The organism is Scandinavium manionii (assembly GCF_024764775.1).
In the GTDB taxonomy this organism is placed as follows: Bacteria; Pseudomonadota; Gammaproteobacteria; order Enterobacterales; family Enterobacteriaceae; genus Scandinavium; species Scandinavium manionii.
This window is the reverse complement of the sequence record NZ_JALIGC010000034.1, coordinates 1-25,437: the sequence shown is the minus strand read 5'-3', so window position 1 is coordinate 25,437 and position 25,437 is coordinate 1. Positions and strand designations below refer to the sequence as shown.

Sequence of the window (25,437 nt, the reverse complement as noted above, 5' to 3'; positions counted from 1 at the left end):
CCGTTCTCCTGATCTCATTATTGTGTCTAAAAATAGACACGCTCTAATGGCGCAAGATTATCAGAAGTGTGATTTGACGCTTATATTCAAATGGAATGGATTATTCCAAAAACTCTCTTGCAGGCGATTTAATGGCCATTCTGGTGATTAATAAACTTGTCGAAGCGAAATTGCAGTTCGCTAATGAGGCCGGATGACCAGCGGACGGCGCTGTTATCCGGCATAGATTGCGGCATCCACACGGCGTACACGAACAACACCATACACAGCACGCGTTCGAGCTGATTCCCTTTACGCGGTGCGAGAATAGGCAGGCGGAAACGCCAACGGCACGGCCACAGTAACGGCACGCCCGCAGGTGTCAGCATGTCGGCAAGAATATGACTCAGATAGCCGAGCACCATGCCCTGCAATACATCGGCAGGAATAAACCAGGTTTCGGGCACTTTTAGATAGAACAGGGTCAGGCTGCCGAATACCGCCAGCAGGCTATGGGTAAAGCCGCGGTGGCCGAATATTCGCGCCACGGGTTTGGCTATCCAGCTCAGGCGCTGCCCAAGGAAGGACTTCGGGTGATCGATGTCCGGCAGCAGGCAGGTCAATACCGCAGCGGGAACAATATGCCACCAGTCACCCTGCGCCAGAACCGGAGTCAGTTCGGCATTTTTGGCAAACACCGCGCAGGCTATTGAAAAGAGCAGGTGGCCTTCCGCCGTCATGATAAAACCCGTCAAACTGTCAATTCATACAGTATAGGGTTTTTATACAGTGGGCGGAAGAGGTGACGGTGTAACTGTTTGCAAAATCCCGCGTTTAGCGGGCCAGCCAGCCACCGTCTACCGCAAGTGTGTAACCGTTGACGTAATCAGATGCCGCCGAGGCCAGAAATACCACCGGTCCCTGCAGGTCTTCCGGGTTTCCCCAGCGACCGGCCGGGATGCGCTCGACAATCGCTTTGTTGCGGTCCTCATCTTCGCGCAGAGCCTGAGTGTTGTTGGTCGCCATATAGCCCGGAGCAATGGCATTAACGTTGATACCATGCTGCGCCCATTCATTTGCCAGCAGGCGAGTGATGCCCAACACGCCACTTTTTGAGGCGGTGTAGGATGGTACGCGGATCCCGCCCTGGAAGGATAACATCGACGCGATATTAATGATTTTTCCGCCGTCACCCTGACGGATGAACTGGCGGGCAGCGGCCTGAGCGAGGAAAAACACCGATTTCAGGTTCAGATTCATCACGTCGTCCCAGTCCTTTTCGCTGAAATTCAGCGCATCTTCCCGGCGAATGGTTCCGGCATTGTTAACCAGAATATCGATACGCCCCATTTCGGAAACCGCACGGGTAACTATCTCTTCAACTTTATCCTGCTGGCTGAGATCGGCCTGAACGAAGCTGAATCGGCGGCCTAGCGCCTGAACGCGCTCTGCCGTTTGTTGTGGGTTTTTGCGACTCACGCCAACGATGTCGCACCCGGCTTCAGCAAGCCCTAGTGCCATACCCTGGCCTAAACCGGTATCGCAGCCGGTGATAATCGCCACTTTTCCGGAAAGATTGAACGCATTGAGAATCATAAGCACTCCTCTGGCCTGTTTTTATCGCTATGATGCAGGTAATGCGAGAAGCATAGAGGCGAGGGCGTGAAAACTCAAACTAAAATAAAACGATGTTTTAATTATTTTGACGGTGGTGGCGTTTTTATGACAATTGCCCGGCAACGATGCTGCCGGGCAGAAGAGCCTAACCGAACAGGTGCTCGGTAGTCAGCTGCTCCAGCGAGGAGAGCTTCACGTTTGCGAGCACATAGCGTGGGTCTGCCTGGTTTTCATGTTCAGGTACCACGATTGAACGCATACGTGCGGCTTTACTGGCGATCATTCCGTTAACGGAGTCTTCCAGCGCCACGCAGGTTAGCGGATCGACACCGAGTTTCGCGGCGCAGTCCAGATACACCTGCGGATGTGGTTTGCTGTATTGCAGCTTTTCGGCGGAGGCGAGGGCGTCGAACTGCTCACGCAGGTCGAACATTGCCAGCACCTTTTCCAGCATGTGCAGCGGGGAAGCAGATGCCAGACCAATCTTCAGACCCTGAGATTTGCACAGTGCAATAGCTTCGCGCGCGCCAGCCAGCAGCGGACGTTGTTCTTCAACCAGGGAAATCGCATGGCTGATGATGCGTGCGGTGACTTCTTCACGGCTCGGCCCGTTCCACGGCTGTTGCGCGAACCAGAGTTCTACAACCATATCGATTCGCAGACCGAGCGTGTCAGGCAATTCGTTGCGGCGTGAAATATCGACACCCAAACCGGCAATAACATCCAGTTCGGCACGATCCCACAGCGGTTCGGAATCAATCAGTAAACCATCCATATCAAAGATAGCGGCAAGAATTTGACGCTGGGCTGTCATAAGGCAACTCCTGTAGAGGTAAAAAGGCCTGAGATTCGACCTAATCGTACACCATATCGCTTTTAAAGCGCAGGCGAAAAGCCACAACTAAAGGTAGACTTACAGCGAAACAAAAAGCGCGTCTGAACAAGGGGAACCCATGACGTATCAACAAGCTGGACGCATCGCCGTACTGAAACGTATTTTGGGCTGGGTCATTTTTATCCCGGCCGTGATTTCCACGTTAATATCGGTGTTCAAATTCATGTTTGAGCACAGTGAGAAGCAGCCAGGCATCGACGCCGTTCTGCTCGATTTTGCTCACGTAATGATTGAGATGATCCGTTTTAATACGCCGTTCCTGAATTTTTTCTGGTACAACTCGCCGCAGCCGGATTTTCACCACAGCCTGAATATTGGGTTCTGGATTATCTTCGCGCTGGTGTTTGTCGGCCTGGCTCTGCAGTCGTCGGGCGCGCGCATGAGCCGTCAGGCGAAGTTTGTGCGTGAAGGCGTGCAGGATCAACTGATCCTCGAGAAAGCGAAAGGGCCGGAAGGCTTAAGCAGAGAGCAACTTGAGGCAAAAATTGTGGTTCCTCACCACACCCTCTTTTTACAGATTTTCGAACTGTACGTTCTGCCGGTGATTGTGATTGTGGCGGGATACTTCTTCTTTAAACTGTTAGGTTTCCTGTAATAAAAAAAACCGGTCATCAAGACCGGTTTATTATTTTACGCTTGCGGAAATGGCCGCGGCTTCCCTTCGTTGTCCACCGCTACATAGATAAACAGCGCTTCGGTGGCTTTATAACGCTGACCGATAGGCTCTGAAGAGACTTTCTTCACCCACACTTCAATGTTTACCGTAATCGACGTTGTGCCGCGTTTGGTGCAGCGTGCGTAGCAGCACACCACGTCACCGACCGCGACCGGACGCAGGAACGTCATGCCATCGACACGCACAGTCACTACTCGGCCCTGGGCAATCTCTTTGGCCATAATCGCGCCGCCGAGGTCCATCTGCGACATAATCCAGCCGCCAAAAATATCGCCATTGGCGTTGGTGTCCGCGGGCATCGCCAGCGTACGCAGAACTAAATCGCCCAGTGGCGCTTCACTGCTTACGGTCATTTACTTGTCGTCCTGCGGCATGTGGCGGTAGATGTACACGCCGCTCAGCAGTGTGAAAATCAGGGTAAGGGCGGTTAAGCCGAACACTTTAAAGTTTACCCAGATATTTTGCGGCATCCAGAATGCGATATAAATGTTTGCCAGACCGCAGACGATGAAGAACAGCGCCCAGGCAATATTCAAACGCGACCAAACGAACTGCGGCAGGGTTAGCTCTTTACCCAGCATGCGCTGGATCAGCGGCTTTTTCATGATCCACTGGCTGAACAGCAACGCCCCGGCGAACAGACCGTAAATCACAGTGACCTTCCATTTGATAAATTCATCGTTATGGAAGAACAGCGTCAGGCCACCGAATACCGCAACCAGCACGAAGGTAATCAGCGCCATTTTTTCAACTTTGCGATAGCGCACCCAGCAGTAAATCAATACTACCGCGGTGGCGATGATCAGTGCCGTAGTTGCGGTGTAGATGTCATAAAGTTTGTAGAAAACAAAGAACACCACCAGCGGTAAAAAATCCAGAAACTGCTTCATACATCGGTTCCGTATTTCAGTAACGGCCCGGGTACTCCGGGCCTGGGAGAGATCAGTTACGAATAAGCATATACAGGCGGAATAAATAGATCAGCAATAAAGCGGAAATAAGGTTGCTGATGCAGTTCACCACCACCGCGCCTACGTTTGGCGTCAGCACGGCAAAGTTGGGTGCGAAGATAAGCAGTAGGGTTTTCGCCAGCAGCCAGCCGATGACCGCCGGGGCCACCAGACGCATATTCGCCCAAGCCAGACGCATACTGCTGCGCAGCGAGGTGAAAATACCCAGTTTGTCCTGGACCAGCATTATCGGTGCAAAAGAGAACACGATTGCCAGCAGCACGCCAGGAACCACAACCAGCATCACGCCCATCTGCACCAGGAACGTGGTGAGGAAGATGAGCAGCAGCAGTTTCGGCAGCACCGGAGCACTGGCACCGATGGCACGCAGAGCGCTGACGCGCTGACCCGCAGAGACCATCTGGATAAGCAGCAGTACGCCGCCCGCGAGAATGGCATTACCAATCAGTCCTGAGAACGTCGACGCTGCTGACGCGCGCAGCAGGATCTGCTGCTGTTCCGGCGTCATGTTTTGCACCAGCTCAAATAGCCCTACGCTACCCGCAAGATTATCGCCGCTGCTCAACAGTGCGAGCTGTTCGTCGCTCGGTGAAAACGCATGGCCAAGAACCACCGTGATAAATGCACACAACAACGCAATCAGCAGAACAGTAACGAACTGATTACGAAAAAAATTACCCGTGTCACGGTAAACCGACTTAGCCGTGATAGACATGCACTCTCCTTGAGTCTGGCTGGTAGTAATAAGCCGGCAATTGTAACCCAGCCGACGTCAAAGTGGCAGCATCAACACCTGTATGGAAAGGCATATCTTTGTAAAGGAGTAGTAAGCAAAAAGGGGCGCCAGAAGCATTTAGAGCATAATTTCACCATTTGCGTCGTCTTTGATTTGACAGGAAAGCGGGACGAACCTTCCAGACCGCCTTTTTTGTAACAGAGAAAAGTCAAAAATTGATGCAGATGGGTTTTAATTGTAAGTAATCCACCGTTAAAAATTAATCCAGATCAATGAATGTTAAATCTCAGGAACGAGTGTGATCTGAGTTGGATCGTTTTTACTTATTTGTGGGTATATTCAGCGCGCTTATAAAAACCATAGGGAAGGAATGGATATGAAAAAGTTAGCAGTGGCAGCGCTGGTTTTAAGCAGTCTCTCTGGCGGAGCCTGGGCGCATGAAGCGGGTGAGTTCTTTATACGTGCAGGTTCCGCGACGATTCGCCCAACAGAAGGTTCGGATAATGTGTTGGGCCTCGGAAGTTTCACCGTCGATAACAATACTCAGCTCGGTTTAACCTTCACCTATATGGCGACGGATAACATCGGTATCGAACTGCTGGCCGCCTCGCCGTTTCGCAGTAAAGTTGGTACCGGCCCGACCGGAACCATAGCAACGATGAATTTGTTACCGCCTACGCTGATGGCACAGTGGTATTTCTTCGATGCCAGCAGCAAAGTGCGTCCGTACATCGGGGCAGGTATCAACTACACCACCTTCTTTAACACTGATTTCAACGATACCGGTAAAGATGCCGGTCTGTCCGATCTCAGCGCCACTGACTCCTGGGGCGCGGCAGGACAGGTGGGGGTTGATTATCTGATTAACCGCGACTGGCTGATTAACGCCTCGGTCTGGTATATGGACGTGGATACCGATGTGAAGTTTAAGGCCGGAGGTGAGAATCAAACCATTCACACCCGCCTTGATCCGTGGGTATTTATGTTCTCGGCAGGTTATCGCTTCTGAGTGTCATAAGAGTGGCTGCCTGGTAGCCACTCTTTGCTGTAACAATTTCGCTACATATCTGAAATTTATAAATAAATTGCTTACAGTTGTACCCGCCGCTTCGCTCGCATCTGCCCGCAATCTGCCTAAAATAACGCGCTCATGATTAGACGCAGATGTTAACGATGAAACTTAAATCCCTCTTTCTTATTTCGGCACTCGTTATTGCCGGTTGCAGTGCCAGCGGCGATACCGCCCGCGAACAGCGTGCCACCATTCAAAAAATGCGCACCGACACCTTAACCCAGCTGTATAACCTACATCCTGAAGCACGCAGCGATATTCAGCACTCAACTGGTTACGCCGTCTTCTCCAGCAACAGTAGCAAAATTTTCGTCTTTGGTTTTGGTAGTGGTTACGGCGTGGTGAAAGATCTGCACAGCGGTAAAGATACCTACATGAAAATGGCGCAAGGTGGCGCAGGTGTGGGTGTGGGCATCAAACAGCTGAGCACGGTTATTGTCTTCCACGACACCAAATCACTGAATAAATTTATCACCGACGGCTATGTTGTTGGCGCGGATGCCAACGCGGCAGCGAAATACGATGATAAAGGTGCTGGAGCGGGTGCTTCTGCCAATGGCGTCGCAACGGGGACGGAATCCTTACCGTCTAAAGTCAGCGTCTATGAAATGACCGAAAAAGGTCTGGCAGCCCAGGCGATGGTCAATGGCTATAAATATTGGCCGGATGACGACCTGAACAAAAAGTAAAAAAAGCCCGCGCAAGGCGGGCAAGTCATACTGGAAGCAATGTGAGCAATGTCGTACCGAATACCTGAGTGATTTGCTCAACTATTCAGTAATGAGAAAGATAATGCTTCTCATTAATAACTTCAACCCCTTCTTTTTTGGGGATGTTATTTGATGAGAAAGACGGTCCGGTTCTGGCTGTTATCCTGCGGCCAGGCCTGAGCGACATCGGCTAACGGCACCGTCTTATGGGCAATGGTAAATTTCCCGGTGACGGCGGCCTGCAGCATTTCTCCTGTAGCATGCACTAGCTGGGGTAGGGAGAGGCTGCCAATCCCGCTACCCATCAGTTGAATCGGTGATGAGCGCAGCACCGCGCTGGGCAACGTAATCTCTTGACCTGCCAGAGAACCGACCTGTACATAGCGCACGGGCGTCACGCCCGGCGTGTGTTTTGCCAGCGCGGTCAACAACTGCTCTGCACTGTCTCCCCACAGATAATCAACAACCACATCAATTTGCGCCGATGCATGGGTGGCCAGCGTCTGGGCCAGTATGGTTTCATCTTCGGTCAGTAAAATAGTGGCATCCGCATTGAGACTCGCCAAAACCTGTGCATTGCGCCCGGTGGCGATAATTTTCTTCGCGCCCAGATAGCGTGCAATTTGCACCGCCAGCTGTCCGGCGCTGCCCGTCGCACCGTTAATCAACACGGTTTCACCGGCTTTGAATCCGGCCCGATTAACCAGCGCGGCCCAGGCCGACATCCCCGGATTGGCCATCGCGGCAGCGGTCGCATCGTCCAGACCGTCGGGCAGCGGTAGACAATGGGCGATATCCACGGGCGCAAATTGCGCCATGCTTCCCCACGGCGTTGGCGGGAACACGAAATAAACGCGCTGCCCGTCCGGGGTGACGCCAGTGCCGTCGATCCCGGCGATAAAGGGTAGCGTGCCATCGAAGCTGTAATGTTTGCCTGAGGCACGGCTTTTCACCACATGGCTAATTGCCGAGGCGGAAATCTTAATCAGTTGTTGTTTTTCTCCGGCCACCGGCAACGCGAAATCGCTGTATACCGGACCGCTAGTGGGGTCGAAAACCACGGCTGCTTTCATAAACTTTCTCCTTAAACAAGATATGTGTAAAATGCACATATTGGATAAGGGCACTGTACGCCGGGAAGATATTATATGCAACATGCACATAAAAAAATTGATGTGACCGATTTTCACGGTGCGCTGCTGGATATCATCAGCGTGATGAACCATCCGCAGCGGGATGAAGCGTTGCTTGCGGCGGCAAACGTGAAGCTCGATCAGGCGCTGTTTCCGCTGTTGGTGACTATCGGACGCTATAGTCCATCGGGCGTGGTGGAGCTTGCCGACAGGTTAGGGCGGGATTACACCACCGTGAGTCGACAGGTGAAGCGGCTAGAGGCGTTGGGATTAGCGCAGAAGCAGCCCGCCGAGCGTGATAAACGGATCAGCGAAGTGACGCTGTCGGAACAGGGAAAGGCCTTAACCAACAGTATTGATGATGCCAGACAGACGTTGATGAACCGGATTTTTGCCGGGTGGCCGGAAGAGGAAATCAGCGAGTTGTTTCGACTGGTGCGCAAATACGCGGACGTGGTGAAAGAGGAAGCGCCGTCTGGCGAATAACCAGACGGCGTTAAGATTATGCGCTGCGAGTGGCCGCCTTCATGTTCTGCACGAAGGTTTTCAGTTCCGCCAGCATCGTGGTTGGATTATCGAGATTTTTCTCGATGATTTTCACAATCGCTGAGCCGGAAATTGCGCCAGCGGCGCCTGCCCCAACGGATGCCGTCACCTGGTCCGGGGAGGAAATACCAAAGCCCTGCAACGGAGGTGCGGCGTGGTATTCGGTCAGTTTTTCAATCAGATGATGCAACGGCAGCGCGGCGCGGTTTTCCGCTCCGGTCACACCCGCACGGGACAGCAGATAGGTGTATCCGCGACCGTGGGAGGCAATCTGGCGTAGCAAATCGTCATCGGCGTTTGGCGGGCAGATGAAGATCGGTGCCACGTTATGGCGCATCGCCGCCTGACGAAACTCCGCCGACTCTTCCACTGGCACATCCGCTACCAGCACGGAATCCACGCCCACGCGCGCGCATTCAGCGTAAAACGCATCAATGCCGCGGTTAAAGACCAGGTTGGCGTACATCAGCAGGCCAATGGGAATGGTCGGGTGTTTCTGGCGAATAGCGGCCAGCATTTCGAAGCACTGCGTCGGCGTCACGCCGGACGCAAACGCGCGCAGCGTGGCATCCTGAATCGTCGGACCATCGGCCAGCGGGTCGGAGAAGGGAATGCCCAGCTCCAGCGCGTCGGCACCGGCTTCAATCAGGGTGTCGATGATTTTCAGCGACTGTTCCGGGTTCGGATCGCCCAGCGTTACGAAGGGAACAAACGCGCCTTCCTTGCGTTTTTTCAGCTCAGCAAACAGGTTGTCATAGCGTTCCATCAGATTTCCCCTCGCGCTTTCAGAATGTCATGTACGGTGAAAATGTCTTTATCGCCGCGACCGGAGAGGTTAACCACCAGCAGCTGCTCTTTTTCAGGGTTCTCGCGCATCATTTTCAGTGCATGGGCCAGGGCGTGAGAAGACTCCAGCGCCGGTATGATACCTTCGTGACGGCTCAGCGCTTTAAAGGCGTCCAGCGCTTCGTTATCCGTAATCGACACATACTCCGCGCGGCCGATGCTGTTCAGGAACGCGTGCTGTGGCCCTACAGATGGGAAATCCAGTCCGGCAGAAATAGAATAAGATTCTTCAATCTGGCCTTCTTCGGTCTGCATCATCGGCGATTTCATGCCGAAGTAAATGCCTACGCGACCGTGTTTTAACGGCGCGCCATGCTCACCGGTTTCAATCCCGTGTCCGCCCGGCTCAACGCCAATCAGGCCGACAGAGGCGTCGTCAATGAAATCTGCAAACATACCGATGGCGTTAGAGCCGCCGCCGACGCAGGCGATGACGGCGTCGGGCAGACGACCTTCACGCTCCTGAATCTGCACTTTGGTTTCTTCGCCGATCATGCGCTGGAATTCGCGCACGATGGTCGGGAACGGGTGAGGGCCAGCGGCGGTCCCGAGCATATAGTGCGCGGTTTCGTAGCTGCCAGACCAGTCACGCAGCGCCTCGTTACAGGCATCTTTCAGTGTGGCTGAACCGCTGTGTACCGGGATCACTTCTGCGCCCATCAGACGCATACGGAAGACGTTTGGCGACTGGCGCTCAATGTCTTTGGCGCCCATGTAAATGCGGCATTTCAGGCCGAGCAGGGCACACGCCAGAGCAGAGGCCACGCCGTGCTGACCGGCACCGGTTTCTGCGATGATTTCGGTTTTACCCATGCGTTTCGCCAACAGCGCCTGACCCAACACCTGGTTCGTTTTGTGCGCGCCGCCGTGCAGCAGGTCTTCACGCTTGAGATACAGCGTGGTTTTGGTGCCTTCGGTCAGGTTCTGACATTTGGTCAGCGCCGTTGGGCGACCGGCATAGTTCTTCAGCAGATCGGTGAACTGCGCCTGAAATTCCGGATCCTTCTGCGCGCTCACGAACGCTTCTTCCAGCTGGCGCAGGGCAGGCATCAGGATTTGCGGCACGTACATGCCGCCAAATTCGCCAAAGTACGGGTTCAGTAATGTATTCATGTCCATTTCCTTAATATGCGCGCAGCGTCTGAAAGACCGAGGCCAGTTTGCTGGCATCTTTAATGCCCGGTTCAGACTCTACGCCAGAATTGAAATCGAGCCCCGCGCAGCCGCTTTTCGCCGCATCTACACAGTTATCCGGGCTAAGGCCGCCAGCCAGCAGGACGTTACTCAAGTCCTGACCGTTGAGCAGCGACCAGTCGAAACGTTGTCCGCTGCCGCCCTGGCCGTTATCCAGCACGTATTTGTCGACGTGATTCAGGTTACGGGCAGGGAGGGAATCTTTGACGCTCAGCGCTTTCCAGATTTGCACCTTTTCAGGCAGTACCGCGCGCAGGGCATCGATATAGGCCTGGTCTTCGTTGCCGTGCAGCTGCACAGCGGTCAGTGACAGACTTTCGACTTTCGCTGCCACTTCGCTAATGGCGGTATCACGGAACACGCCGACGTAGCTCAGCGGTGCGCTGTTGATGACGTCACGCGCCTGGGCTTCATCCACAAAACGTGGCGAAGAAGGCACAAAAATCAGTCCGCCGAATACCGCACCGGCTTCATACGCGGCCTGTGCATCCTGGGCGCGGGTTAAACCGCAAACTTTGTTTTCACCCAGTAGTACGCGGCGCACGGCGGCATTCAAATCATCGTGTGACATCATCGCCGAGCCTATCAGGAAACCGTTGGCAAAGTGGCTCAGTTCGCGGACCTGACCGTAGGTATTGATGCCGGATTCGCTAATCACCGTCACGCCTGCGCCTAAACGTGGCGCCAGCAGGCGGGTGCGGTTGAGATCGATGGAGAGGTCACGCAGGTCACGGTTATTGATGCCGACGACTTTGGCGTTAAGCGCGATGGCGCGCTCCAGTTCTTCTTCGTTACTCACTTCGGTCAACACGCCCATGCTCAGGCTGTGCGCCACCGCAGAAAGCTGGCGGTACTCGTCATCGTCGAGTACCGACAGCATCAGCAGGCAGGCGTCGGCCTGATAATGACGTGCGAGGTAAATCTGGTACGGGTCAACGATGAAGTCTTTGCACAGGATTGGCTGCGGCGCGATGCCGCTGACAATGGGCAGGAAATCGAAGCTACCCTGGAAATACTTTTCATCGGTCAGGACGGAAATCGCCGATGCATAATGTTTGTAAATTCCCGCGATACGCGCCGGGTCGAAGTCTTCGCGGATCACCCCTTTAGACGGGGACGCTTTTTTGCACTCCAGAATGAAGGCGGTACGTGCGCCTTGCAATGCGTCGTAGAAATGACGCGTGCTTGGCTGGATCTCATTCTGAAAACTGGCTAACGGTTGCTGCACTTTACGGGCATCGACCCAGATGCGTTTATCAGCAACGATTTTAGCTAAAACGGTCTGCATTTCTTATCCTCTTGCCGCTAATGCGGTCACGCGATCGTAGGCTGCACCACTGTGCAAGACATCCAGCACCTGTTGCACGTTAGCTTTTAAATCTTCATGGCCGTGAAGGCGCATCAGCATGGCGACGTTGGCGGAAACAGCGGCCTCGTGGGCGGCTTCACCTTTACCTTGTAGCAAGCGTGAAAGAATGTCACGGTTTTCTTCCGGCGTGCCGCCAGCCAACTGTTCCTGGTGATAAGGTGTCAAGCCAAAGTCATCGGCGGTCAGCTGATAGCTCTGAATCTCTCCGTCTTTAAGCTCGGCAACCACGGTCGGCGCATGCAATGAAACTTCATCCATGCCGCCGCTGTGAACCACCGCCGCACGCTGGTATCCGAGCACGCGCAGGGTTTCAGCAATCGGTAGCACCAGCTCCGGGCTATATACGCCAATTAGCGCAATCGGCGGGTGCGCCGGGTTAATCAGCGGACCGAGCACGTTAAACAAGGTACGGGTTTTTAACTGCTGACGAACCGGCATGGCGTGGCGGAAACCGGTGTGGTATTTCGGTGCGAACAGGAAACACACGCCCAGCTCATCCAGGGCTTCTCGCGATTTCTCGGCATTCATCTCCAGATTAATACCAAAGGCGGCCAGTAAATCGGACGAACCGGATTTGCTCGATACGCTGCGGTTACCGTGTTTCGCTACTTTCAGGCCACACGCCGCCGCCACAAAGGCGCTGGCGGTGGAAATATTGATGCTGTTGCTGCCATCACCGCCGGTGCCAACAATATCGGCAAATGGATAATCCGGACGCGGGAACGGCGCCGCGTTTTCCAGCAGGGCGGTAGCGGCCCCGGCGATTTCCTGCGGCTGCTCACCGCGAACTTTCATGCTCACCAGCGCGGCGGCCAGCTGTTCTGGTTTCACTTCTCCGCGTACGACGGCAGAAAACAGCTGATGGCTTTCCGGCTGAGTCAGGGTTTGCGCCTGATACAGTTTTTCCAGAATCGGTTGCAGGGTGTTAGCCGGTTCGAGTTTCTGTAACGCCCATTCCAGGGTCTGCTCCAGCAGGCGTGCGCCGTGGCTGGTCAGAATGGATTCCGGGTGGAACTGGAAACCTACTACGCGGTCGGCGTCGTGACGCACCGCCATCACCATGCCGTCATAACTGGCGTTGATGGTCAACCCGGCAGGAATATTACTCCCAACCAGTGAGTGGTAACGCGCCACTGGCAGCGGATTGGCAAGACCGGCGAACATCGCCTGACCGTCGTGCTCAATGCTGGAGGCTTTACCATGCAGGATTTCGCCCGCCTGACCGACATAACCGCCGTAGGCTTCGACAATCGCCTGATGCCCCAGACAGATGCCGATAATCGGCAGTTTGCCGCGCAGTCGGGTCAGCAATTCAGGCATACAGCCAGCTTCCGACGGCGCGCCCGGGCCTGGCGATAGCATCAGAACGGGATTATCCATGGTCGCCAGACGTTCAATCAGGGTCTGAGCCGGAACGTGATTACGGTAAATCACTACGTTATGCCCGCTGGCGCGCAACTGGTCTGCCAGGTTGTAAGTAAAGGAGTCGATATTGTCGAGCAGCAGAATGTCAGCCATTAGAAAATCTCCTTCGCGTGGTGGGCCTGGGCAATGGCGCGCAGTACCGCGCGAGCTTTATTACGGGTTTCATCTGCTTCGGACTGCGGCACGGAATCAAGCACCACACCAGCGCCCGCCTGGACGGTGGCAATGCCGTTTTCAACAAAAGCGGAGCGGATAACAATGCAGGTATCGAGGTCGCCGTGGGCGGTAAAGTAGCCCACTGCGCCACCGTAGCTGCCGCGACGTTCGCCTTCAGCCGCCGCGATAAGCTGCATGGCGCGGACTTTCGGTGCGCCGCTCAGCGTACCCATATTCATGCAGGCGCGGTAGGCGTGCAGCACGTCCAGATCCTGACGCAATTCGCCGACTACGCGGGACACCAGGTGCATGACGAAGGAGTAACGGTCCACTTTGGTGAGGTCCGCTACGTAGCGGCTGCCCGGCGTACAGATGCGAGCCAGATCGTTACGCGCTAAATCTACCAGCATCAGATGCTCGGAAAGCTCTTTGTGGTCAGTACGCATTTCAAGTTCAATGCGGCTGTCGAGGTCACGATCGAGTGAGCCGTCGGCGCGGCGACCACGCGGGCGGGTCCCGGCAATCGGGTAAATTTCAATCTGACGGTTGCTGGCATCGTATTTCAGTGAGCTTTCCGGCGAGGCGCCGAACAGGCTGAAATCGTTGTCCTGCATAAAGAACATATACGGGCTTGGGTTACTTTTCTTCAGCACGTCATATGCCGCCAGCGGCGACGGGCAAGGCAGAGAGAAGCGGCGGGACGGCACGACCTGGAAAATTTCCCCGGCACGAATGGCGCGCTGCATTTTACGCACTACGGCGCCATACTCATCATCGCTCTGGTTTACTTCGGTTTTCATCTGCTCAATGGTGGTTACCGGCAGCGGCAGAGGTGGTTCGTTGAGCTGTTGGCGAAGCTGTGCCACGCGCTGGATCAGCCGCTGTTTCTCGGTTTCCTGCGGAGTGAACAGGCTAGCCTGAATGCGGGTGGTTTTGGTCTGATGGTCAATAACCAGCAAGGTTTCCGCTAAATAGAAACAGTAATCAGGGCAGGAGGTGTCGCTGTTGAGCTGCGGCAAATCTTCAAAACCAGCGACCAGGTCGTACGCAAACAGGCCGCCGAAGAACATCGCTTCGCGCTCGTCAACCGGGACGGTAACCAGCGTTTGCAGCAGGCGGAATGCATCGAACACCGACAGCGAACACAAGCGTGCGTCTTCATCGAGCAGGTTGCTCACTGCCGGGAAGTGCAGGATGCGGCCATTCGGCTGACGCTGATTGTCGATACCGGAAGGTAGGGCAGCGTCGAGTAAATCCAGCAGCGCCGCGCCGTTGTCAGAAAGTGCCTGAATAGTGACGGTGTCACCTAAAGCGGTGATGCGCAGCGCGCTGTCGACTAACAGCAGGCTTTTTAAATCGTCTTTGCTGTCGATATCCGCCGATTCCAGCAGCAGGGTCGCCGGACGGGCGCCGCACAGCTGGTGGAATAGCGCGGTCGGGTTTTCCCGATAAATCGCATCACTGGTCAGAAGTTCGAGCGCGGGTTTTTGTGTTTGCATTATCGTTCTCACCATCTCGGATATGTTTTTATTCAAAAAAAAGCCCGCTCATAGGCGGGCCTGGTATCTGTGTGTCTTATGCAGACGCGTAGCTACAGCCCGATATCAGGTTGTACGCCACCAGCCATGCAGAGTGAAAGAAAAATGTGTCATCGCAGATACCTCGTCGTGTGAACTTGCGTACTAGTTAACTAGTCCGGAGGGGCAAAGTCAACCCCTGATTTCAGAAATTCATTCAGTAAGGCTATGATGGGCGCCGTCAAACCTAAAACTGATAGTGATAACTGAACACCGGAGTGATTTTGAGCGACCATCCCTACGCCGTGATTTACGACCTGCACAGCCACACCACCGCCTCTGATGGCCGCTTGACGCCTGAGGAACTGGTGCATCGTGCGCTGGAAATGCGCGTGGGTACGTTGGCGATTACCGATCACGATACCGTGGCGGCCATCCCCGCCGCGCGGGCCGAAATCGCCCGCGCCGAATTACCGCTTGAACTGATTACCGGGGTGGAAATTTCAACCGTCTGGGAAAATCATGATATCCACATCGTCGGTCTGAACATTGATATTGAACACCCGGCGATGACCGCGTTTCTGGCGGAACAAACGGAACGTCGGCAGCAACGCGCTAAACTTATCGCTGAACGTCTGGAAAAAGCGCAGATCCCGGGCGCGTGGGAAGGGGCGCTGGCCCTTGCGGACGGCGGGGCGGTGACGCGTGGTCACTTCGCCCGTTTTCTGGTGGAATCAGGCAGAGCGAGCAACTTTAACGACGTGTTTAAAAAGTATCTGGCCCGCGGTAAAACCGGATACGTTCCGCCGCAGTGGTGTACAATAGATCAAGCTATTGATGTGATTCATCATTCTGGCGGCAAGGCGGTGATCGCCCATCCGGGGCGTTATAATCTTTCTGCTAAGTGGCTGAAAAGACTGCTGGCTCATTTCAGTGAATGTGGCGGCGATGCCATGGAAGTCGCCCAGTGTCAGCAGGCTCCCCACGAACGCGCGCAGCTTGCCACCTATGCGCGTCAGTACGGTTTACTGGCGTCTCAGGGCTCTGATTTTCATCAGCCTTGTCCGTGGATAGAACTCGGACGCAAGCTGTGGCTCCCCGCCGGGGTAGAAGGCGTGTGGCAAAGTTGGGAAAAACAGCCCCAAAAGATCAACGAGAGGGAAGTATGAGTCAGTTTTTTTATGTCCATCCGGACAACCCGCAGCAACGTCTGATTAATCAGGCCGTTGAAATTGTGCGCAAGGGCGGCGTTATCGTTTATCCCACGGATTCCGGTTATGCGCTGGGCTGTAAAATTGAAGACAAAGGCGCGATGGAACGAATCTGCCGGATTCGTCATCTGCCAGACGGCCACAACTTCACCCTGGTATGCCGCGACCTGTCTGAAATTTCAACGTACGCCTACGTTGATAACGTGGCGTTTCGCCTGATTAAGAACAATACGCCGGGCAACTACACTTTCATCCTTAAAGGGACGAAAGAGGTGCCGCGGCGCCTGTTGCAGGAAAAGCGTAAAACCATCGGGATGCGTGTGCCGTCGAACCCGATTGCGCAGATGCTGCTGGAAGCGCTGGGCGAACCCATGCTCTCAACGTCACTGATGCTGCCGGGTAACGATTTTACTGAATCCGACCCGGAAGAAATCAAAGATCATCTGGAAAAGCAGGTCGACTTGATTATTCACGGTGGTTATCTTGGCCAGCAGCCGACCACGGTTATCGATCTCACGGACGATTCACCGGTGGTTCTGCGTGAAGGTGTGGGTGACGTGAAACCATTCATGTAAGTTATAAAAAGCGGCATTGATTGCCGCTTTTTCTTGAACCCATTACGGGTGCAGTTTCAGTCCTTTAATGACTTTATCCACTGCCTTTTTGGGTCCGCGAATCGCCAGTCCCACCAGATTCAGCCGCGCGGCATCCTCAGCAAGAAACACCTCCCGATTTGCTTGATCATGACCCGTTGAAAACATCGCTTCAACGTAAGGTGTCAGAGTCAGTTCGCGTTCAAGACCCTTCAGATGCGCCTTTTGCAGGGCCTCCAGATTGGCTTCAAAAATCAGCATCGGTTCGCCCGCGAGTTGACCGTACTGGCGGCCCAGCCCGTCAATGTAAGGCTGGCCCAGAATTTCTGGGGACGAGGCGGTAATGCCCGTGGCCAGAAACGCCACGACATTCAGGCGCTGCCAGACGGCTAAATCATTGCGGACGATCAGCGCATTTTTGGTGTCAAAAATCACAGGTTTTCTCCATTCGTTCTTGTTGTGAATAAACAGAATGGGAGTTTGGCGGAGGTTAAGATAGAACGTTTGTGCACTGACGCTGGTAAGCGGCAGGCGAAAGGCGGTAAGCGCGCTGGAACCAGCGTCCCATATGGCTTTGGTCGGCAAACCCAACCAGCGACGCGACCTGCGCCAGGTCTTCGCCTTTAGCCAGCAACATCCTCGCCGTGCGTAAACGCAGGCGAACCAGCCACGCATGGGGACTCAAGCCGAAGGTGTTTTTAAATTGACGACTCAGCCGGAAGCGGTCAATTCCGGCCCAGGCGGCCAGCTCATCAAGGCCAATATCGCTGCCCATCCTGTCATGAAGATAATCCCGCACCTGATACATCTGGCGCTGGGCATCATTAAGCGCCGACGCCGGACGTTGGCGGATATGTGTTGAAAGTATTTCCAGCAGCTGGTCCAGGCTTTGATCGCGCGCCAGACGGCCTTCCAGGTGGTGCAGGGCAAAGAAACTCTGCTGGATGGCCTGCGTCAGCACGATATCGTCGGTCAGCGTGTTGCGAAAGGCCGAACCCAGGGCGGAAATATCGCCCAGCCCACGGGCGTCCATCATCCCGGAAAACCAGCGCTGCGGAATGTAGAGCATCGCGTACGTAAACCCCCCGGCATCCGGTGCGTGCCCATCATGCACAGCACCCGGTTCAATTAAGATAGCCCTTCCCGGTGTGCTGGTGTGTAGCGCCCGGTGACAATGAAAGCGCTGCAACCCTTGCTGCGTCACGCCGAGCAGCACTTCATCGTGGTCATGAGGATCGTAGGCATGGCCCTTAAAGTGCGCGCTGACGCTCTCAATGCCGGTATCTGCATCGTGCTTAAGGGTCAGCCAGCTGCCAGAGTGGGGCTGCTCATGAGTGTCTTGCATTGACCTTCTCCGGGAAAACGAGAGGTAATCATTATTGACATGAATGCGTGCCAGGTAAAGTTCAGCGACGTAAGCCGGGCGTCGGGTATAACGAGATGAATCATTTAGCCTAAAATTCATGTAAGATGTGCGGTCACGCAGCGCCATGCGGGTTGAGAACGGTTCACCCGGGGCGAAAAATGAGTTCTGTTGATGCGTTCAGTTTTGTCTAACGTGTTGATTTTGCATATATACCAGACGCCTGGGAAGGCGACACCTAAAGGATGCTCGATGAGCGAGAAATTACAGAAAGTGCTGGCCCGCGCCGGCCACGGCTCCCGCCGTGAAATCGAAACCATGATTCAGGCCGGTCGTGTCAGCGTTGATGGCAAAGTTGCCACGCTGGGCGATCGCGTTGAAGTTATTCCCGGTCTTAAAATTCGTATCGACGGACACCTGATTTCCGTTAAAGAGTCCGTGGAACAGATTTGCCGCGTGCTGGCGTATTACAAGCCGGAAGGCGAGCTGTGTACCCGTAGCGACCCGGAAGGGCGTCCGACGGTGTTTGACCGTCTGCCAAAACTGCGCGGCGCACGCTGGATTGCCGTTGGGCGTCTGGACGTGAACACCTGCGGTCTGATGTTGTTCACCACCGACGGTGAACTGGCGAACCGCCTGATGCACCCGAGCCGCGAAGTTGAGCGTGAATACGCCGTGCGCGTGTTCGGTGAAGTTGACGAAAATAAAGTGCGTCAGCTGTCACGTGGCGTGCAGCTTGAAGACGGCCCGGCAGCATTCAAAACCATCAAATTTACCGGTGGCGAAGGGATCAACCAGTGGTACAACGTGACCCTGACCGAAGGGCGTAACCGCGAAGTGCGTCGCCTGTGGGAAGCCGTAGGCGTGCAGGTTAGCCGCCTGATTCGCGTACGTTACGGTGATATTCCATTGCCAAAAGGCTTGCCGCGCGGGGGGTACACCGAGTTGGATCTGGCCCAGACCAACTACCTGCGTGAGCTGGTAGAGCTGAAGCCAGAAACTGAATCCAAAGTGGCGGTCGAGAAAGATCGTCGCCGCGTGAAGGCCAACCAGATCCGCCGAGCGGTGAAGCGTCACACGCAGGTGGGCAGTAAACCTGCGAAGACCGGCGGTAACGGTCGTCGCTCCAGCAGCCGTAACAGCGGCAGCGGTTCATAAGATAAAAGGCCCTCGGGGCCTTTTTTAATAGTCGATACCGAGCTGCGCTTTAATGCCTGCATCGAAGGCATGCTTCACCGGGCGCAGTTCGCTCACCGTATCCGCTATCTCCAGAATATCCCGATGACAGCCTCGGCCCGTGATGATGACCGTCTGGTGATGCGGACGGTCGCGCAGCGCCGTTAGCACCTCTTCCAGCGGCAAATAATCGTAAGCCACCATGTAAGTCAGCTCGTCGAGAATAACCATATCCAGGCTGGTATCGGTCATCATACGCTTCGCATGCTCCCACACCGCTAAACAGGCGGCAGTATCGCCCGCTTTATCCTGCGTGTTCCAGGTAAAACCGGTTGCCATCACCTGAAACTCTACGCCATGGGGCTCCAGCAAATTTCGCTCGCCGTTAGGCCATTCGCCCTTGATGAACTGAATCACGCCGACTTTCTTATCATGACCCACCGCGCGCGTAGCCGTGCCAAACGCAGCCGTGGTTTTACCTTTGCCGTTACCGGTCAGCACTAACAGGACACCGCGCTCTTCCTGAGCGTCAGCGACGCGAGCATCAACTTTCTCTTTCAGACGTTGTTGTCGTTCGCGATGGCGGTCGTCACTCATTGTGAAATCCCTGGTTTGCGGCCCGGCTGGGCGTCGAAAGTCATCCCCGTTTTGCGACGGCTGTCGTCGCCCATCAGCCATAAATACAATGGCATGATGTCGGCAGGGGTTTTAAGCTTCTGTGGATCTTCCGTTGGAAACGCGTTGGCTCGCATCCCGGTCCGGGTGCCGCCTGGGTTTATGCAGTTGACGCGCAACTGGCCCTGATACTCTTCGGCCAGCACCTGCATCATGCCTTCGGTAGCGAATTTGGAGACCGCATACGCGCCCCAGTTGGCCCGGCCTTGCTGCCCGACGCTGGACGAGGTGAAGACCAGCGAACCGGAATCCGATTTGAGTAATAAAGGAAGAAGCGCCTGGGTGAGGAAAAATGTGCCGTTGACATTTACCTGCATCACATCCTGCCAGACATCCGGCTTTTGCTGATCCATCGGTACGACGTCTCCCAACAGACCCGCGTTATGCAGTACGCCGTCCAGGCGCGGAGTGTGAATGCTGATTTTCTGCGCCAACTGCTGACAGGTTTCTGGCGTGCAGGTGAGCAAATCAAGAGTAAACCACTGTGGTGCAATGCCGCCTTCCTGTTGGATCTGCTGGGCAACGGCCCGCAGTTTATCTTCATTGCGACCCAAGAGAATGACGCTCGCACCGTAGCGGGCGTAGGTCAGAGCGGCTTCACGACCGATACCGTCGCTGGCGCCGGTGACCAGAATGATGCGATTTTGTAGCAATTCGCGTTGCGGTTGATAATGCACGGACTCTCTCCTGTGGCGCTTCGTTGCCCCACGTTACTGTTCTGCTTCTGTTTGTTCGCTTTTCGGCTTTATGCCCTAAACGGGCGGGTATTTCAATCAGCCAGACGGAAAGCCTGTTCAGAATTAACATTTTGCAATCATTTCATTGCCCGCGAAAAAAACGGGAAGCATGCTCGCATCGTACAATTCAGGCGGGAGACGCACTGTATAGGCTGTTGTACACTGTGCGCGATATCCGAGTGATTCTTTTCAAGGTGGAAGCGTGGAACTACTTTCTCAATATGGGTTGTTTTTGGCGAAAATCGCCACGATTGTGGTCGCGATTGCGGTAGTTGCTACGCTAATCGTGAATCTTACCCAACGTAAAAGGCAGCGCGGAGAGCTGCGGATCACGAATCTCAGTGAACAATATAAAGAGATGCAGGAAGATATGAGCGTGGCGCTGCTTGACGGCCCACAGCAAAAACTCTGGCACAAAGCACAGAAGAAAAAGCACAAGCTTGAAGCCAAAACGGCGAAGGCTAACGCGAAGAAGGGTGTAAAAGAAACTGGCGATAAGCCTAAAGTCTGGGTACTGGATTTCAAAGGCAGCATGGACGCCCATGAGGTCACCGCGCTGCGCGAAGAAGTTACCGCGGTGCTGGCGGTGATCAAACCACAGGATCAGGTGGTCGTGCGTCTGGAGAGCCCTGGCGGCGTGGTACATGGCTATGGGCTTGCCGCGTCACAGCTCCAGCGTCTTCGCGATAAGCAGATCCCGCTGACCATTGCGGTCGATAAAGTGGCTGCCAGCGGCGGCTATATGATGGCCTGCGTCGGCAACAAAATTGTTTCGGCACCGTTCGCCATTATCGGCTCCATTGGCGTGGTTGCTCAGATCCCGAACTTTAACCGTTTCCTGAAAAATAAAGATATCGACATCGAATTGCATACGGCGGGTCAATATAAACGGACGCTTACGCTGCTCGGTGAAAATACCGAAGAAGGACGACAGAAGTTCCGCGAAGATCTCAATGAAACCCATCTGCTGTTCAAAGATTTCGTGCATCAAATGCGCCCACAGCTGGACATTGACCAGGTGGCGACAGGTGAACACTGGTACGGTCAACAGGCTCAGGATAAAGGGCTGGTGGATGAAATTGGCACCAGTGACGACCTGCTGCTCGGATTGATGGACGGGCATGACGTACTAAACGTTCGTTATCTGCAACGCAAAAAACTGATGGACCGTTTTACCGGCAGTGCTGCGGAAAGCGCAGACCATCTTTTGATGCGGTGGTGGCAGCGCGGGCAAAAACCAATGATGTAAATGAAATGCGAGGCCTGAGCCTCGCATTTTTTTAATCAACCAGGTGGTATTTTTCTGACAGCTGGTGAGCCAGATATTTGAACATATTGAACACCGCGGTGCTCTTTGGCGTCGGCAGGCCTTGTTCATCAAGATAGTACTCGCCGCTGAACACCAGCACACCGTTGCGCTGTGTTACACCGGTCGCTTCGATACCTTTCATCGTATCGTCATGTTCACGGATCAGGCGGTTAGCTTCCACCAGCAGGGACTGGCTATCGATAGGTTGGGATGTTTCTTGCATCACTGACTCCTCTAAAACACTGCCAACAGTTTACGCCCGGCGCGCCACGCGGGCAAATTTTCCCTGTTAAACACAAGGACATCGCGAGGTCTCGTCGGCTGGCGGGATTTGCTTTTGCATGCTAATAAAGTTGCGTAACGGATTTTATCAGGTCTTTGGAATCAAGTGCTTACAACAAAACTTAACGTTTTGTGTATCACTAGTGTACCAAGTGTGTGACGCTTTCGGCAATACAAGACCCCTCTGAAATGTGGGTATTACGACCAAAAGCACCACTTTCGTGCAGTGTTATCTCTGGCAGAACTTACCACTTTAGCAGTTTCCTAATCTATAGCTGACCCATCTATTCTGAATTAGCGCACTAGTAAGTAGTAGCGTTACATCTGCTGTGACTATTTTCGACATACCAATCTTCTAAGACGCTGAAAGAAAGAGGGGGGTTAATGATGTCATGTTATAAGCAGGGGATATTGCCCTTCTGTAGAGGTGACGAGGCCTTTAATCTTTTCACCAGCGTTAAGAAGTATCACTACAGGATTTATTAATACCAAAAGGTATCAAAATTATCTTAAAGAGTCTTTAGATAAAAATGATACCACCTAAATACATTTACTATATTTAAGTTACTCGTATGTAACGCAATGCGGAACATAAATAACATTTCATAGTACATACCTTATACAAGAAGTTTAAATAACATAAGGATGTGTACATTGAAATATATAAATATGATTGATGGTGTTTGTGGGTCTGGTAAGACAACTAATATTCTGTCTCAAATCAATTCTATTGAAGGGCAGATGATTTTAGCTTTCCCTACAAAAGCATTAGCTAATGAAGTGGTGGCTCGAATTAATAAGGATAATGAGTCTCGTAACTATATCTCTCATGTAGATGTAGAACTTTATCATAATGATGCAACTGAAAGGGCTGTAGCCAAGCTTACAGCAGCTCTTGCGACTTCCACTAGTAAAGTCATTGTTACCACACATGCCTCCCTCACTGCTGTTGGCATGAATGCACTGTTAAACCCACAAGTTCAAGAAAGCCTCTCTCGTTTTACTGTCTTCGCTGATGAAGCACCTAAAGGACTTTTCACTGCTGATGTTCCTATCAGGGCTTTGAAGAATGCATTTTTCCTTGAGCACTTCGAACAAGAAGATGATGGTTGGATGAGCATGACTGACTATTCTGCTGTTCATTCAATCTATCGTGATAGCGCTCTGTTAACCACAGCCATGAAGAATCTTTTATGGACTGCACTTGCAGGATATAAACTGAAGAAGACTCGTGTTGAAGAAAGCCATACTTTCAAGCTGTCAGGTCTTTCTCACAGTCCTCTGTTAGAGATTGTTCGATACTGTAAAAAGTTTCACGTCATGGCTAGTAATATCAAAGATAGTCCTTTCATTGTAGCCGCTAAAGAGTGGTGCAATATTGAAAGTGTCATGTCTGATAAGAAGCTTCAGCCTGATGTTCATCGTAATGCTCATTATAACACCGCTCGTATTCAATGTTTCTCTCTTTTCGAAGGAAGAGCTAGTCAAACTCGTATGCTTGAACATGAACAGGCAATGTATGACAGCACCAATAAAGCAATGGGAGAGAATGAATTTCTCTTTGCTACTAATGAACGCTTTAATGAAATGTCCGAGCTTATGTTAGAGAACGGTGTTCGCATTCCTTATATCTCAAGTGGCTTTAACTGCTTTGCAGGTGAGAATGTTCATGGTGGGAATGTTGGGGGGAATGAATTTAACCTAACTGCTGAACAGATTAAAAATGGATTCACTCGCGTAGCTTTCATCGGGTGTGCTCGTCTCTCACCAGAGGATAAGGCAAATATCTATAGCGTTGAAGGAAGTCAGAAAGGTGAACGCATTGTTGATGCTACTGAAATCAGTGCAACATGCGAGAGCGCATATCAAACAATCATGCGTTGTAAGCTACGTGACCAAGATGATGAAAGCCCAATCACCGTTGTCTTCCTTGATGATTACACAATGCACTATTGCATTAATAACTACTTCCCCGAAGCTAAGATTATTGAGAGTGGGATGATTAAAATTAAGAAAACCAAAACATCTAAAGCTGATAAGACTCGTGAGGAAGTTCAATATCACAAACTAATGGGGTTCACCCAAAGTCAGACAGCAGCAGCTATGTCAAAAGGTATCGCTACTATTAAACGTCACTGGAACTAAGGAAGGGGCTATGACACATTCAAATATTAAAATGTTTATTGCAGAACAGTTGAGAGTTTATCTAAGAACTAACTATAAGAATACCAAGGTTGCTTGTGAGGAGCTTGGGTTAGATTATCGGCATATTCGAAAACTATTTTCTTGTAATCCGCCAAACACTCCCTATGAGCGACTTTTTGATATCATGGAAAAGATTGGATATTACCCTCACATCAATTTCATACAGCATCAGGAGGTTGAATAAGATGGCTAAGATATTTCCGGTTAATACTTTCTATTCAGTGTCTGAATGCTTGCAATGGGTGAAGCACAACTCACAGCATAAAGGTAATGATTCTATAATTAGCGGTATTCAAGCAGACTTGAGTAATGGTGGTACTGCATCTGTAATCTTAAAAGGAGAGCATGTTTTACTTGCTCTGGAATAATTAAATACAAGGAATTTAAACAATGACTGACGAACTTTATTATATTGATAACATCAAAACATCTATCACCCTGCTTGCAGAAGAAGCTTTTAAGCATATGACTCTGGATGAAGCAGCAACAGTAATGTCTGAACTTCCTTTTCCTAATGGTGAAGATGGTAATTGCAGCTTCGAAACCCACTCTCCATATCTAAACGCTATTATAGATGCTGTTGGTGATGTTTTTGATGAGGCTTACTACGACCAATTTGAATGCAATAAGTAACTAATCTAATTACCGGAAATCTGGTATTTAACTTATCAATATGTGTTGCACGTTTTTGTGCATCACTATCAATCAATTTCTACTGCTCGAATATGAGCAGCAGAATTTACACAAGGAGATGTATCATCGCTTTTTATAACCCACCATACAGAGAACTACTCTCATCCCGTCTCAGTCCAACAGCTAAGCTTCTCTATCTTCAACTAGAAAGCTGGTATGCATATTGCAAAAAGAAAAACAAGCCTTGCTCAGTAACATTCAGTCAGCTATCTGAATCTCTTTGCGGCTTTGTTGAATAAATCGAACTTTTGCTGAGTTAAAGGATCAGATCACGCATCATCCGGCAACACGGGTCGTCCCATGGCAAAGCAGAAGTTTAAAGTCACCAACTGGCGTAACTACAACAAAGCA

General features: G+C 52.5%; 29 protein-coding genes, 1 pseudogene and 1 other annotated feature. Of the genes and pseudogenes, 13 read left to right on the top strand and 17 right to left on the bottom strand.

The window, feature by feature from the left end; genetic code table 11:
• Positions 1 to 128: 128 nt before the first annotated feature.
• The 3 genes from MUU51_RS05000 to hxpB all read right to left on the bottom strand — a co-directional run bounded on the left by MUU51_RS05000 (position 129) and on the right by hxpB (position 2,410).
• The gene (locus MUU51_RS05000) at positions 129 to 719 is read right to left on the bottom strand and encodes a metal-dependent hydrolase (RefSeq protein ID WP_159774500.1); all 591 of its coding nucleotides are present in this window, start codon (positions 717 to 719) and stop codon (positions 129 to 131) included.
• A gap of 94 nt (positions 720 to 813) precedes the next feature.
• Positions 814 to 1,575 (bottom strand): 2-dehydro-3-deoxy-D-gluconate 5-dehydrogenase KduD, encoded by a 762-nt coding sequence (gene kduD / locus MUU51_RS04995; RefSeq protein ID WP_258967250.1) that lies wholly within the window; start codon positions 1,573 to 1,575, stop codon positions 814 to 816.
• Between the two features lie 166 nt (positions 1,576 to 1,741).
• On the bottom strand, positions 1,742 to 2,410 hold the full coding sequence (gene hxpB, locus MUU51_RS04990; RefSeq protein ID WP_258967249.1) for a hexitol phosphatase HxpB: 669 nt from the start codon (positions 2,408 to 2,410) through the stop codon (positions 1,742 to 1,744).
• Positions 2,411 to 2,549: 139 nt separating this feature from the next.
• On the opposite strand from hxpB, the gene MUU51_RS04985 reads away from it, so the two are divergent.
• A complete protein-coding gene (locus MUU51_RS04985) occupies positions 2,550 to 3,086 on the top strand; it encodes a YniB family protein (RefSeq protein WP_258967248.1) in 537 nt (178 codons plus the stop codon).
• A 35-nt stretch (positions 3,087 to 3,121) separates the two neighbouring features.
• On the opposite strand, the gene yciA is transcribed toward MUU51_RS04985, so the two are convergent.
• Genes yciA through MUU51_RS04970 form a run of 3 tightly spaced genes read right to left on the bottom strand, consistent with a single transcriptional unit; the run spans position 3,122 to position 4,853 of the window.
• The gene (gene yciA / locus MUU51_RS04980; protein WP_258967247.1) at positions 3,122 to 3,520 is read right to left on the bottom strand and encodes an acyl-CoA thioester hydrolase YciA; all 399 of its coding nucleotides are present in this window, start codon (positions 3,518 to 3,520) and stop codon (positions 3,122 to 3,124) included.
• Positions 3,521 to 4,057, bottom strand: coding sequence for a septation protein A (locus MUU51_RS04975; protein WP_125354792.1), 537 nt, complete (start codon positions 4,055 to 4,057; stop codon positions 3,521 to 3,523).
• Between the two features lie 52 nt (positions 4,058 to 4,109).
• Complete coding sequence (locus MUU51_RS04970; RefSeq protein ID WP_159774510.1) at positions 4,110 to 4,853, bottom strand: YciC family protein; 744 nt, start codon at positions 4,851 to 4,853, stop codon at positions 4,110 to 4,112.
• Between the two features lie 397 nt (positions 4,854 to 5,250).
• On the opposite strand from MUU51_RS04970, the gene ompW reads away from it, so the two are divergent.
• Together ompW and MUU51_RS04960 are read left to right on the top strand one after the other, a co-directional pair.
• Positions 5,251 to 5,883: an outer membrane protein OmpW gene (ompW, locus tag MUU51_RS04965; RefSeq protein ID WP_159774512.1), complete on the top strand. Its 633-nt coding sequence runs from the start codon at positions 5,251 to 5,253 to the stop codon at positions 5,881 to 5,883.
• A gap of 164 nt (positions 5,884 to 6,047) precedes the next feature.
• A complete protein-coding gene (locus MUU51_RS04960) occupies positions 6,048 to 6,635 on the top strand; it encodes a lipid-binding SYLF domain-containing protein (protein ID WP_159774514.1) in 588 nt (195 codons plus the stop codon).
• Positions 6,636 to 6,781: 146 nt separating this feature from the next.
• Here MUU51_RS04960 and MUU51_RS04955 read toward each other — a convergent pair whose 3' ends face one another.
• A complete protein-coding gene (locus MUU51_RS04955; RefSeq protein WP_258967246.1) occupies positions 6,782 to 7,729 on the bottom strand; it encodes a quinone oxidoreductase family protein in 948 nt (315 codons plus the stop codon).
• A gap of 75 nt (positions 7,730 to 7,804) precedes the next feature.
• On the opposite strand from MUU51_RS04955, the gene MUU51_RS04950 reads away from it, so the two are divergent.
• Positions 7,805 to 8,275: a MarR family winged helix-turn-helix transcriptional regulator gene (locus MUU51_RS04950; RefSeq protein WP_159774518.1), complete on the top strand. Its 471-nt coding sequence runs from the start codon at positions 7,805 to 7,807 to the stop codon at positions 8,273 to 8,275.
• A gap of 16 nt (positions 8,276 to 8,291) precedes the next feature.
• On the opposite strand, the gene trpA is transcribed toward MUU51_RS04950, so the two are convergent.
• From trpA to MUU51_RS04925, 5 genes are read right to left on the bottom strand one after another with little or no spacing between them, the layout of a single operon-like run.
• Positions 8,292 to 9,101, bottom strand: a complete 810-nt coding sequence (gene trpA / locus MUU51_RS04945) for a tryptophan synthase subunit alpha (protein ID WP_258967245.1) — start codon at positions 9,099 to 9,101, stop codon at positions 8,292 to 8,294.
• Positions 9,101 to 10,294, bottom strand: a complete 1,194-nt coding sequence (trpB, locus tag MUU51_RS04940; RefSeq protein WP_258967244.1) for a tryptophan synthase subunit beta — start codon at positions 10,292 to 10,294, stop codon at positions 9,101 to 9,103. Before trpB ends, trpA begins: the two co-directional genes overlap by 1 nt.
• Before the next feature lie 10 nt (positions 10,295 to 10,304).
• The gene (gene trpCF, locus MUU51_RS04935; RefSeq protein ID WP_258967243.1) at positions 10,305 to 11,663 is read right to left on the bottom strand and encodes a bifunctional indole-3-glycerol-phosphate synthase TrpC/phosphoribosylanthranilate isomerase TrpF; all 1,359 of its coding nucleotides are present in this window, start codon (positions 11,661 to 11,663) and stop codon (positions 10,305 to 10,307) included.
• Between the two features lie 3 nt (positions 11,664 to 11,666).
• A complete protein-coding gene (gene trpD, locus MUU51_RS04930; RefSeq protein ID WP_258967242.1) occupies positions 11,667 to 13,262 on the bottom strand; it encodes a bifunctional anthranilate synthase glutamate amidotransferase component TrpG/anthranilate phosphoribosyltransferase TrpD in 1,596 nt (531 codons plus the stop codon).
• Complete coding sequence (locus tag MUU51_RS04925) at positions 13,262 to 14,824, bottom strand: anthranilate synthase component 1 (protein WP_258967241.1); 1,563 nt, start codon at positions 14,822 to 14,824, stop codon at positions 13,262 to 13,264. Before MUU51_RS04925 ends, trpD begins: the two co-directional genes overlap by 1 nt.
• Positions 14,825 to 14,858: 34 nt before the next feature.
• Positions 14,859 to 14,953, bottom strand: a sequence feature (Trp leader region).
• Between the two features lie 173 nt (positions 14,954 to 15,126).
• Between MUU51_RS04925 and rnm the strand changes: the two genes are divergently transcribed.
• Positions 15,127 to 16,011, top strand: coding sequence for an RNase RNM (gene rnm / locus MUU51_RS04920; protein WP_159774528.1), 885 nt, complete (start codon positions 15,127 to 15,129; stop codon positions 16,009 to 16,011).
• The gene (locus tag MUU51_RS04915; protein WP_159758822.1) at positions 16,008 to 16,628 is read left to right on the top strand and encodes an L-threonylcarbamoyladenylate synthase; all 621 of its coding nucleotides are present in this window, start codon (positions 16,008 to 16,010) and stop codon (positions 16,626 to 16,628) included. The genes rnm and MUU51_RS04915 overlap by 4 nt, the downstream gene beginning before the upstream one ends.
• 42 nt (positions 16,629 to 16,670) lie before the next feature.
• On the opposite strand, the gene MUU51_RS04910 is transcribed toward MUU51_RS04915, so the two are convergent.
• Together MUU51_RS04910 and MUU51_RS04905 are read right to left on the bottom strand one after the other, a co-directional pair.
• Positions 16,671 to 17,078, bottom strand: coding sequence for a DUF2000 family protein (locus MUU51_RS04910; protein ID WP_159774758.1), 408 nt, complete (start codon positions 17,076 to 17,078; stop codon positions 16,671 to 16,673).
• 58 nt (positions 17,079 to 17,136) lie between these two features.
• Positions 17,137 to 17,991: an AraC family transcriptional regulator gene (locus MUU51_RS04905; protein WP_159774530.1), complete on the bottom strand. Its 855-nt coding sequence runs from the start codon at positions 17,989 to 17,991 to the stop codon at positions 17,137 to 17,139.
• A gap of 270 nt (positions 17,992 to 18,261) precedes the next feature.
• Between MUU51_RS04905 and rluB the strand changes: the two genes are divergently transcribed.
• Entirely contained in the window at positions 18,262 to 19,167 is a 906-nt protein-coding gene (gene rluB / locus MUU51_RS04900; protein WP_159774532.1) for a 23S rRNA pseudouridine(2605) synthase RluB, read from the top strand.
• Between the two features lie 24 nt (positions 19,168 to 19,191).
• On the opposite strand, the gene cobO is transcribed toward rluB, so the two are convergent.
• On the bottom strand, positions 19,192 to 19,782 hold the full coding sequence (cobO, locus tag MUU51_RS04895; RefSeq protein WP_258967240.1) for a cob(I)yrinic acid a,c-diamide adenosyltransferase: 591 nt from the start codon (positions 19,780 to 19,782) through the stop codon (positions 19,192 to 19,194).
• Positions 19,779 to 20,537 (bottom strand): YciK family oxidoreductase, encoded by a 759-nt coding sequence (locus MUU51_RS04890; protein ID WP_159774536.1) that lies wholly within the window; start codon positions 20,535 to 20,537, stop codon positions 19,779 to 19,781. The genes cobO and MUU51_RS04890 overlap by 4 nt, the downstream gene beginning before the upstream one ends.
• A 262-nt stretch (positions 20,538 to 20,799) precedes the next feature.
• On the opposite strand from MUU51_RS04890, the gene sohB reads away from it, so the two are divergent.
• A complete protein-coding gene (sohB, locus tag MUU51_RS04885) occupies positions 20,800 to 21,846 on the top strand; it encodes a protease SohB (RefSeq protein ID WP_159774538.1) in 1,047 nt (348 codons plus the stop codon).
• Between the two features lie 31 nt (positions 21,847 to 21,877).
• On the opposite strand, the gene MUU51_RS04880 is transcribed toward sohB, so the two are convergent.
• A complete protein-coding gene (locus MUU51_RS04880; RefSeq protein WP_125354779.1) occupies positions 21,878 to 22,129 on the bottom strand; it encodes a YciN family protein in 252 nt (83 codons plus the stop codon).
• 713 nt (positions 22,130 to 22,842) lie between these two features.
• On the opposite strand from MUU51_RS04880, the gene MUU51_RS04875 reads away from it, so the two are divergent.
• From MUU51_RS04875 to MUU51_RS22280, 5 genes and pseudogenes are all read left to right on the top strand, one after another.
• On the top strand, positions 22,843 to 24,333 hold the full coding sequence (locus MUU51_RS04875) for a DEAD/DEAH box helicase (protein WP_258967239.1): 1,491 nt from the start codon (positions 22,843 to 22,845) through the stop codon (positions 24,331 to 24,333).
• A gap of 10 nt (positions 24,334 to 24,343) precedes the next feature.
• Positions 24,344 to 24,577, top strand: coding sequence for a hypothetical protein (locus tag MUU51_RS04870; RefSeq protein WP_258967238.1), 234 nt, complete (start codon positions 24,344 to 24,346; stop codon positions 24,575 to 24,577).
• A gap of 1 nt (position 24,578) precedes the next feature.
• Positions 24,579 to 24,761 carry a hypothetical protein gene (locus MUU51_RS04865; protein ID WP_258967237.1) on the top strand — a complete coding sequence of 61 codons (183 nt, stop codon included), beginning with the start codon at positions 24,579 to 24,581 and terminating at the stop codon, positions 24,759 to 24,761.
• Between the two features lie 22 nt (positions 24,762 to 24,783).
• On the top strand, positions 24,784 to 25,026 hold the full coding sequence (locus MUU51_RS04860) for a hypothetical protein (protein ID WP_258967236.1): 243 nt from the start codon (positions 24,784 to 24,786) through the stop codon (positions 25,024 to 25,026).
• A gap of 295 nt (positions 25,027 to 25,321) precedes the next feature.
• Positions 25,322 to 25,437, top strand: a pseudogene (locus MUU51_RS22280) (hypothetical protein); the annotation flags it as partial.

What these genes read in the sequence shown, in the direction of transcription:
- MUU51_RS05000 (WP_159774500.1), bottom strand. Translation starts at nt 719, where the DNA reads ATGACGGCGGAAGGCCACCTGCTCTTTTCAATAGCCTGCGCGGTGTTT.
- kduD (WP_258967250.1), bottom strand. Translation starts at nt 1,575, where the DNA reads ATGATTCTCAATGCGTTCAATCTTTCCGGAAAAGTGGCGATTATCACC.
- hxpB (WP_258967249.1), bottom strand. Translation starts at nt 2,410, where the DNA reads ATGACAGCCCAGCGTCAAATTCTTGCCGCTATCTTTGATATGGATGGT.
- MUU51_RS04985 (WP_258967248.1), top strand. Translation starts at nt 2,550, where the DNA reads ATGACGTATCAACAAGCTGGACGCATCGCCGTACTGAAACGTATTTTG.
- yciA (WP_258967247.1), bottom strand. Translation starts at nt 3,520, where the DNA reads ATGACCGTAAGCAGTGAAGCGCCACTGGGCGATTTAGTTCTGCGTACG.
- MUU51_RS04975 (WP_125354792.1), bottom strand. Translation starts at nt 4,057, where the DNA reads ATGAAGCAGTTTCTGGATTTTTTACCGCTGGTGGTGTTCTTTGTTTTC.
- MUU51_RS04970 (WP_159774510.1), bottom strand. Translation starts at nt 4,853, where the DNA reads ATGTCTATCACGGCTAAGTCGGTTTACCGTGACACGGGTAATTTTTTT.
- ompW (WP_159774512.1), top strand. Translation starts at nt 5,251, where the DNA reads ATGAAAAAGTTAGCAGTGGCAGCGCTGGTTTTAAGCAGTCTCTCTGGC.
- MUU51_RS04960 (WP_159774514.1), top strand. Translation starts at nt 6,048, where the DNA reads ATGAAACTTAAATCCCTCTTTCTTATTTCGGCACTCGTTATTGCCGGT.
- MUU51_RS04955 (WP_258967246.1), bottom strand. Translation starts at nt 7,729, where the DNA reads ATGAAAGCAGCCGTGGTTTTCGACCCCACTAGCGGTCCGGTATACAGC.
- MUU51_RS04950 (WP_159774518.1), top strand. Translation starts at nt 7,805, where the DNA reads ATGCAACATGCACATAAAAAAATTGATGTGACCGATTTTCACGGTGCG.
- trpA (WP_258967245.1), bottom strand. Translation starts at nt 9,101, where the DNA reads ATGGAACGCTATGACAACCTGTTTGCTGAGCTGAAAAAACGCAAGGAA.
- trpB (WP_258967244.1), bottom strand. Translation starts at nt 10,294, where the DNA reads ATGAATACATTACTGAACCCGTACTTTGGCGAATTTGGCGGCATGTAC.
- trpCF (WP_258967243.1), bottom strand. Translation starts at nt 11,663, where the DNA reads ATGCAGACCGTTTTAGCTAAAATCGTTGCTGATAAACGCATCTGGGTC.
- trpD (WP_258967242.1), bottom strand. Translation starts at nt 13,262, where the DNA reads ATGGCTGACATTCTGCTGCTCGACAATATCGACTCCTTTACTTACAAC.
- MUU51_RS04925 (WP_258967241.1), bottom strand. Translation starts at nt 14,824, where the DNA reads ATGCAAACACAAAAACCCGCGCTCGAACTTCTGACCAGTGATGCGATT.
- MUU51_RS04915 (WP_159758822.1), top strand. Translation starts at nt 16,008, where the DNA reads ATGAGTCAGTTTTTTTATGTCCATCCGGACAACCCGCAGCAACGTCTG.
- MUU51_RS04905 (WP_159774530.1), bottom strand. Translation starts at nt 17,991, where the DNA reads ATGCAAGACACTCATGAGCAGCCCCACTCTGGCAGCTGGCTGACCCTT.
- rluB (WP_159774532.1), top strand. Translation starts at nt 18,262, where the DNA reads ATGAGCGAGAAATTACAGAAAGTGCTGGCCCGCGCCGGCCACGGCTCC.
- cobO (WP_258967240.1), bottom strand. Translation starts at nt 19,782, where the DNA reads ATGAGTGACGACCGCCATCGCGAACGACAACAACGTCTGAAAGAGAAA.
- MUU51_RS04880 (WP_125354779.1), bottom strand. Translation starts at nt 22,129, where the DNA reads ATGCAAGAAACATCCCAACCTATCGATAGCCAGTCCCTGCTGGTGGAA.
- MUU51_RS04870 (WP_258967238.1), top strand. Translation starts at nt 24,344, where the DNA reads ATGACACATTCAAATATTAAAATGTTTATTGCAGAACAGTTGAGAGTT.
- MUU51_RS04865 (WP_258967237.1), top strand. Translation starts at nt 24,579, where the DNA reads ATGGCTAAGATATTTCCGGTTAATACTTTCTATTCAGTGTCTGAATGC.
- MUU51_RS04860 (WP_258967236.1), top strand. Translation starts at nt 24,784, where the DNA reads ATGACTGACGAACTTTATTATATTGATAACATCAAAACATCTATCACC.